This window comes from Neolewinella persica DSM 23188 (assembly GCF_000373105.1).
Taxonomy (GTDB): domain Bacteria; phylum Bacteroidota; class Bacteroidia; order Chitinophagales; family Saprospiraceae; genus Neolewinella; species Neolewinella persica.
The window spans coordinates 84,683-92,504 of record NZ_KB890439.1; the positions used below are offsets into that span (position 1 = coordinate 84,683).

The following is a 7,822-nucleotide window of genomic DNA, read 5'->3' on the forward strand; positions in this document are numbered from 1 at the left end:
TACGTTTTCCCTATCTTGCACCTACTGTCCAAACAAGCTTAATCTCTCTTTTAGAAACACTATTCACATGTCTTCCCTACGTATTACCCTCTCATTGGCTTTTGCCTTGTGCTGCGCTGTTTCCCTATCAGCTCAAATCTCCTGGATGACCTGGGACGAAGCTGTTGCTGCGAATAAGCAGCAACCAAAGAAATTGCTCGTTGATGTATACACCGAATGGTGTGGCTATTGCAAAAAAATGGATGCCAAGGTCTTTACCGATCCGGTGGTTGAAGCCTTCATCAAAAAGAACTTCTACGCCGTCAAATTTGACGCGGAGCAGAAGGAGACCATCAAGTACGATGGCTTCACTTTCAATTTTAATCCGAACGTTAATCGCCGTGGTGCGCACGATTTGGCCATTGCCTTGCTCGACAGCCGCATGAGCTACCCAAGCATCGTTTACCTGGATGAAAACCGGAATCGGATCAGCATCAGCCCCGGTTTTAAGCCGGCGGATAAGTTCATTAATGAGCTCAACTTCATTCAGGGCGGCCACTATAAGCTTAAGACTTATCAGGAGTATTTGGCAACGTTGGGTAAGTAGAGTGGGGGAATAAACCACTAAGGCATTAAGGGTATAAGTACTACACTAAGGAAGGGGTGGAGTAACCATAAAGGGCATCTAGGCATTAAAAGCTGCTTCGCAGCAAGGTTTAACCACTAAGGCATTAAGGGAGGGGGGCTTTAAGCATTATGACAGCGTTTAGGACCACTGAAACCTGATCCCTGTTTCTTAAACCTGAATACTGCTACCTGAATACTCCTTTGGGCGCGGCCGCAGGATGCAAGGGAAGTTTGAAGGAGCTGGCTTGGTTTCCTGTGGCGCGGAGCGCCCTTTGAAAAGCCTTGCCTTTCTTCCCTTGCTCTTTTATCCCTTTTCCGGCACCTGCGGCCCCGCCACCCTATACTCCTTAGCGTAGCCCTTATTTCCCTTAATGCCTTAGTGGTTATTGTCGCTCAACGACGTTTCTCAACCGCTCCCAACAAACCAGCACCCCCAATTCAGCGTTACACCTTCAAATTATTGATCGTATGCGTTATCTCCCTTTCCTTTTTGCCCTGGTGTTGCTGAGCACCACCGCCTGTAATTCCCAGTCTAAGGTTCAGACCTCCACCGACACCTCTGAGTTGGCCACGACGGTCAAGTCTCAAACGCCGGCCTATAAATACGACCCTCCGGCCGTGGATGGCGAAATTGTACCCATCGATAAGCCCGACAGCTACTGGAAAGAAATGCTCTCGCCGGAGGCCTACAACGTGATGCGTGAGGACGGTACCGAACGCTCCTTCACCAGCCCCCTGAACGACGAAAAGCGCGCCGGAATTTTCACCTGCGCCGCCTGTGGCCTCCCCGCGTACAACTCCGACGCCAAATTCAAATCCGGCACCGGCTGGCCCAGCTTTTTCCAGCCCGTCAACGACGCTTACGTCAAGCAGGATGTGGACAACCGCTACGGCATGCGTCGCGTTGAAGTCTCCTGCGCGCGCTGCGGCAGCCACCAGGGTCACATCTTCCCCGACGGCCCTAAACCCACCGGCCTGCGCTACTGCATCAACGGCGTTTCCCTCAACTTCGTACCGATGGAGGATTTTTCGAAGGCGGAAAAGGAGTAGCTTTTCTGGTTTTACCGCATTTATGCTGGGCCAGTTACTCCGCTAACGACAATAACAACGAAAACGAGGGGTTCCCTCGATCCTGCGGATCGTCGGTCTCCCCTCGCTACGAGAGGTGGCCCTGCGGGCCTAGGTGGTTAAGGGCGAGGGCCTCCCGGCCCGAGACGGGCAAGGGAGCGTAGCGATTTTGCACGTGGTGGCGGGCGCTGTAACGTTTATACTGCCAACAAAAACGGGTCGCGCGCGCTCGATCCTCAACGAAAACGAGGGGTTCCGCTCGATCCTTCGGATCATCGCTCACCCCTCGCTACGAGAGACGGCCCTCCGGGCCTGGGTCGCTTCTTTGCCGTGTCGGTGAGAAAGCTGGCTACCAAATTTTAGCGTAAAGTCGTATTCCATTTGGCCGGATGGTTTTGAAACTTATCTTTGCGGCCCGGAGGTTAGTCTATAGTTCATAGTCTAGTAGTTCATAGAGTCACAGAGACTATCGAACTACTAGATTATTAAACTGCTAGACTACCGCTATTGCCCCCATAGTTCAAGGGATAGAACGTTGGTTTCCTAAACCGAAGATGCAAGTTCGAGTCTTGCTGGGGGCACTACTAAAACAACAATTTTACAACTGTTGTTGATTCTATTGGCCTGTTGGCTATTCTACAGCTGTTTATTTATGATGTTTTTGTTTTAAAATTCTTCTTTTTGCCTCTTAACGGCTATTTTGCACGTGTGTTTCTGAAATATTTCTACACAAGTGCAAATTTCTGAAAATGACCGTTCGCCCTATTCTGTGGAAGCACCACCCACGCAAAGACGGAAGCTGTAACATCAAAATTTACGTCAATCCTACCACCGGACCCAAATACCGACGTACCGACTTCCACATTTTCCCGAAAGATTGGGACGAGAATACCAGCCGGCTGAAAAAAGGTGCGCCGCTGGCCATTAAGATCAACGCTCAGCTGGATAGCCAGGTACACCGAATAATGGGGGAGCACCTCGATGGTGGAAGTAGTTCGTTGATTGACCTGGTCGGCAACTTCCACCAGGAATGTAAAGAAGGCTTGCACGCCCTCAGCCAGCAAACATGGCGCTCTTACCCGTCCTTCAAAAACAAACTGACAGCCTTTGCCCGGTTCAAGGGGAAAGAAGATATCGCTTTTGATGACGTCACCATCCCGTTGTACCTAGAGTTCATCCGCTGGCTGCGCGGCACCGGGGTAGGGGAGCACGCAGTGGCCACCAACGTTAAGCACCTGAAGAAATTCATGAACCTGGGTTTTGACTTGGGGCTCCATAGCAGTGAAATACAGCGGCAAAAGGCATTTAAAAGCCTGAAGCCGGAAACAGCCCGTAAGATTTACCTGACCCCTGAAGAAATCGAAGACTTCCGAAAAGTCGATCTATCCGATCAACCCCATCTCCGCCAGGAGCAGGATCGTTTTTTGATCTCTTATTACTTCGTGTTGCGCTACGCTGACAGCGTACTGATCGATCGCAAAAACTTTGTGGAGCAGAACGGACGGACTTACTATCGTAACACTTCCAGCAAAACCAGGGTGACCGGCTTCATTCCGGTTAAGCCCCTGGTGACGGATATTCTGGAGCGGATTGATTACCACATTGCTCCTACCTCCAACCAAAAGGCCAACGATAAGGTGAAGATGATCGCCGCCCGCGCCGGCATTGATGATGACGTGAACGGGGAGCCTAAATGGTCATTGGTGACGACGCACACGGCGCGACGGAGCGCGGCCACTAATCTCTGGCTGGCCGGTGTTCCGTTACCGGAGATCATGCAGATGGGGGGCTGGAAGACGGAGCACCAGATGAAGCGGTACTTGGTGGCTTCTGGGATTGAGCTGGCTAAGGTTAGTGCGGGAAGGGCGTTTTTTGGGTGAAATGGTGCTAACGTACCGCAACAACGACTGGGCACGGCTTTTGCCGTGGCTGGACGATGTTGCTTTTGTTCGGTGTAGCCTTTTATTTTAAAAGTTAAGTAATTTTTTTTCTATCCACAAAATACCTTCAACCGAATTGAGAGCTTCCCATGTTCTTTTTAATTCATACACATTTTCTTCTGTTGATTTACCAATTATTTTTATTTTATTACCTACTACTTCAACGGTATATTTACATCCTTTTTCAACTAAGTCTTTTACAATCCCTTCACAAGCAGGATTGTCTCCACAGTTATGCGCTGCGAATGCAATACTACAAGCTGCTGGATTAGCAGATTTTGTGCAAACTAAAAATGCTCCTTTTTCAACTGAAATAATTGATATTTCACCCACAAATTTACAAGCGTCATTTTGAGCATTCATTATAACGCCTAAAAACAAGAAAGGAAGACTTAGAATGATTTTTTTCATAATAATATAATTTATATTTCCAATAGTTGCATAAGCCTCAATAAAGTGAATAGCAGCTTCAAATGTATTGGAAGGTGTATAACAAGTCACTACCTTTATTATTCCTATTGATAATATACTTCTTGTCAATCAGAACAAAAAAACGTCTCTACTATAAATAATCGCTTGGGCGATACTATTTGAATAAGGTCAAAAGAGTAGTGCGAATATTTAAAATTTAATTACACAATCCATTTTATATAGGTTTAAAAATTATTCTCCCAATATGTGGAAAATAATTGGAACGATAAAGTTTAATTTCATTTACTCCTTTTTTAGCAATACATTCTCCAATCAAAACTTTTTGAACATTATTAGCATTCCACCCTCCTGTTGGGCGATTGCATGCGTTCGAGTTAATTAGAACACGATTTATTGAAACCTCAATTGGGCGAGATTCACCTGCTGCGTATTCTATATAAACATTATATTTCCCGGCACCTTCAAAATTTGCTTTGTAGAAGGCTTGGTTATATTGTGCTTTTGCGCTATTATTTGTGATCAATCCGTTTCCATAATTAAGGCAATTATTGCAAATGTTAAATGATTTGCTTGGTATATATTCTGATGATAGAATTGATACTATTGTTCTTGTGTCCTGTGGTATTGGTTTAGGTTTTACGGCAGGTATACGAATATCGTTTGTTCTACCCGCTTCTTCCTCGAAAACGATATAAATACGGGCTTCCTTACTTGCAGACTTCTTCATGCTTACTATTGTAGGCTGACTTGTAGATAGCAGCATTCCTATTTCTAATTTCCCTTGAACAAAATAAGCATTTTTAATTATAATATTACTGATTTTAACGGACTTGATACCTGGACGACTTCTTGCTAAAATTTTCAAAGTGAATTCACTCTCATTTTCTATCACAGGAACAACAATACTTAAATCACTTCGCATACACGCTTCGATACATTTATCAAAAGATTGATAAGCATAAGGGTTTCCTATTTTTTGAGAGATAAATGTTTTAACCTCTTGGCTCTGTCTTATTTTCTCTTCAATATTAAAATTTTGCAAGTATTCTTTAACTTTTTTCTTATCTGAATTATAATCAAAGCTTCCATATTTAGGACTGTACAGGTTTGCTACTTCTCTTGATGTCTGTTTTTCATATTCTTCTTCATTCATATTTAGCACTTTATCATAAGTTATTAGGAACTTAGAATAATTGTCATAAACATATTCATTTTGAGCATATTTTAGTGCTAATCCACAAATGTCACAGTCATTGCTTTGTGATTTTGCTAAGGCCACATTTACAATTAGGAAAACAACTATGAGAATAATTTTACAAATTATTTCCTTCATCTTGATATTTTTTTATTTATCATTGGTTACATCGGACGTTTTATACGCGCATTGTGTGAACAACCTAAACAATGCAACTCGTACACCCCGCAATATACTCCCATTTTACAAACAAAAAAGCCGCCCACCCCAAAGGCAGACGGCTAAAAAGAAAAGGTTGCTAATGTAAAGTAGTCTAAGCCGCTTGGTTCAGAAGCCCAATCCCCTCACCATCCTCCATCCGGAAGATCAGGCTGGCTTCTTCCCGGATGTCCTGGATCTCGGCCAGGTTGTGACGGACGAGGCGGTAGGTACGGCCGGCGATGCTGAAGGCGCGGAAGGCGACCTGTTCGACCTTATCTCGTGGTACGCCGGTGCGGATGGCCAGCTCATCGAGGACAGCCAAAGTTTCTTCAGCAGTCAAGTCGATGAACTGTGCGGCGAAGGTGCGCCGGTCGTCGTACATCTCGCGGAGGTGCGGGTAAGCATCGTAGAGGGAAAGGAGGTCGGGGAATTAGAAGCCGTCCCGCAGGGGCGTGGAGATCTTCCGGTAAACAGTGATGGAATCTGCCAGGGTATCGACTACTTCGTCGTAACCTAGGAGGTTTTCTTGGTAATTCATTGCGCAGAATTAAAGTGGTTAGAAAATGCGCAAATGAGCTGCTATTGATGGGCCGATCTTTAGCGTACGTAAGATAAGGGTTTTGCTGGGTTCTCAGTTTATGAAGGACTACAATATTTTCTTCTCTCTGGCTAAGCGATCTTCCGCTTGATTTGTATGGAAGCTACGAGGGCTTGGTTTAGCTTTTCGGTGCCGTGGAGGTTTTGAAATTCGAAATTCATAATTACGCATTGTTTGGTGGTGAAGAGATGGGTAACCGTAGGGTAGGATGGGCCGTCCTGATTTTGTTAGAGTTGTATGTAGGGTGCAGGGAATGTTATAAACAAGTATACGTGTATTTTTTAAAGGTCGAGATTACTTTTTCACTGCCAATCGAACGAAACTGCAAGGGTTTTATGTCGACCTATTTGAATGCTTTCCGCGATAAAAAAAAGTTCACAAACCACAAGAGTAAATTAATATGAATGTTCATCACTTGTCTGACAATATAGAGTTGGGAGAAATGTTATTTTTAAATTAGATAGCGGCCCTCCCTAATATGTTCTTAGTATATATATTAAGCTGGACATTGAGAGTAGGAGTAAGAAGATACTTCTTACCAATGCGTATGGCCTACTGCTATTGTTCGGAATTAAAAAGAACTTTGCGTTGCTTACAATGATCTTGCAAATGAATAAAAAAATAATTGTTGAGAGATATAGTACGGTTGGGAAAAATGTAGTGTGCATGAGGAAGAAAAGATATCCATCTTCTGAAAATGTATTGTCATTAAATCCGGCAAGTATGCTTGCGCACTCTAGTATCGTTTTGTGGTCCTCTGTGAACAGTAAGCCAAGGTAAATGGATAGTATTGCAAATATTGAAGCTGCTAGAACATCGGAAATGACTAGGGATATTATAGTCGTAGCTCTTTTAGATTTAAGCATTCTTTTTACTAGTGTTAATGTAACGAAAATAGTGAAAAAGTCAAACGCAAAATTGAAAAAAGTTAATTGAAAAGTCATTTCGAAACCATTTTTTATAGTAGTATAAGAGCCCAAAAGAATCGAAACAGAATAAAGATAAAGGCTTAAAAATATACTCGTAACTAAAAGTTCTATTAGATGTCTTGATCTTTCACGAGCCCTTTCGTCATTTAGTAATGACTTGAATAAGAAGAGCCCGGACTCTAAAAGAAAAGCAATAAAAATAGTTAATAGTAATGGTCCAAATACAGCGAAAAAAGCTAAATGTGAATTCATGAAAATCCTATTTACTTGCTCAATGCTAACGCTAATGTTGTTATATGTGTATTTGTTTCGAAATATTATATTGATTCCTATTTCGTATTCTTTGATGAAAAATATAAAAAGTTTCGCGATCGCTGTAGAAATTAATGCGAAGTAAATTAATAATGAAGAATAATTGGCCACTTTTTTTTTGAAACCTTTATTACTTAGTTTTATACTCTTCAAGCCTTCGTATCCAAAGATTCCGCATAGGAATAGTACAAATATATATTGGTCGAAAAGATAGTTTTTATTTATCCAGTCAGATTTCAAACTTTCAGATATTACAAACATGATTGTTTGAAGTGATATATATGCATATAACACTTAAAGCTCAAAGGCAGCCCTGACGTAGTCGGGCCTGACGTTGCGCTTTTGTTGGACTAACCCGCCACCCACGGAGCCTATGGGTATTCAATTGATTTGGCTAGTCCGATGAGCAGGGGCGGTTGAGGCAGGTGTCGCCATTTAGGCCCGGAATGGACCTCAGTAAGTCAAAAACTGGGGCTAAAATCCGTTGATTTTGGCCAAAATAAGGATTAGGGGCATAGGTCGGTTGTGCCGCCGAAAGGCA

The 7,822-nt window shown here is 43.4% G+C and carries 6 protein-coding genes and 1 tRNA gene; 5 read left to right on the top strand and 2 right to left on the bottom strand.

The window, feature by feature from the left end; translation table 11 throughout:
• The first annotated feature begins 67 nt into the window (after positions 1-67).
• From B036_RS0117010 to B036_RS0117025, 4 genes are all read left to right on the top strand, one after another.
• Positions 68-586 (top strand): thioredoxin family protein, encoded by a 519-nt coding sequence (locus tag B036_RS0117010; RefSeq protein WP_071596789.1) that lies wholly within the window; start codon positions 68-70, stop codon positions 584-586.
• 488 nt (positions 587-1,074) lie between these two features.
• The gene (gene msrB, locus B036_RS0117015; RefSeq protein ID WP_020569938.1) at positions 1,075-1,656 is read left to right on the top strand and encodes a peptide-methionine (R)-S-oxide reductase MsrB; all 582 of its coding nucleotides are present in this window, start codon (positions 1,075-1,077) and stop codon (positions 1,654-1,656) included.
• Positions 1,657-2,183: 527 nt separating this feature from the next.
• Positions 2,184-2,255 (top strand) — tRNA-Arg (locus B036_RS0117020).
• Positions 2,256-2,423: 168 nt separating this feature from the next.
• Positions 2,424-3,554 carry a phage integrase SAM-like domain-containing protein gene (locus B036_RS0117025; protein ID WP_020569939.1) on the top strand — a complete coding sequence of 377 codons (1,131 nt, stop codon included), beginning with the start codon at positions 2,424-2,426 and terminating at the stop codon, positions 3,552-3,554.
• 87 nt (positions 3,555-3,641) lie between these two features.
• On the opposite strand, the gene B036_RS0117030 is transcribed toward B036_RS0117025, so the two are convergent.
• Complete coding sequence (locus tag B036_RS0117030; RefSeq protein ID WP_020569940.1) at positions 3,642-4,025, bottom strand: hypothetical protein; 384 nt, start codon at positions 4,023-4,025, stop codon at positions 3,642-3,644.
• Positions 4,026-4,260: 235 nt separating this feature from the next.
• Entirely contained in the window at positions 4,261-5,379 is a 1,119-nt protein-coding gene (locus tag B036_RS0117035) for a carbohydrate-binding protein (protein WP_020569941.1), read from the bottom strand.
• A gap of 184 nt (positions 5,380-5,563) precedes the next feature.
• On the opposite strand from B036_RS0117035, the gene B036_RS33640 reads away from it, so the two are divergent.
• On the top strand, positions 5,564-5,959 hold the full coding sequence (locus tag B036_RS33640; protein ID WP_157472195.1) for a hypothetical protein: 396 nt from the start codon (positions 5,564-5,566) through the stop codon (positions 5,957-5,959).
• The last annotated feature ends 1,863 nt before the right edge of the window (positions 5,960-7,822 follow it).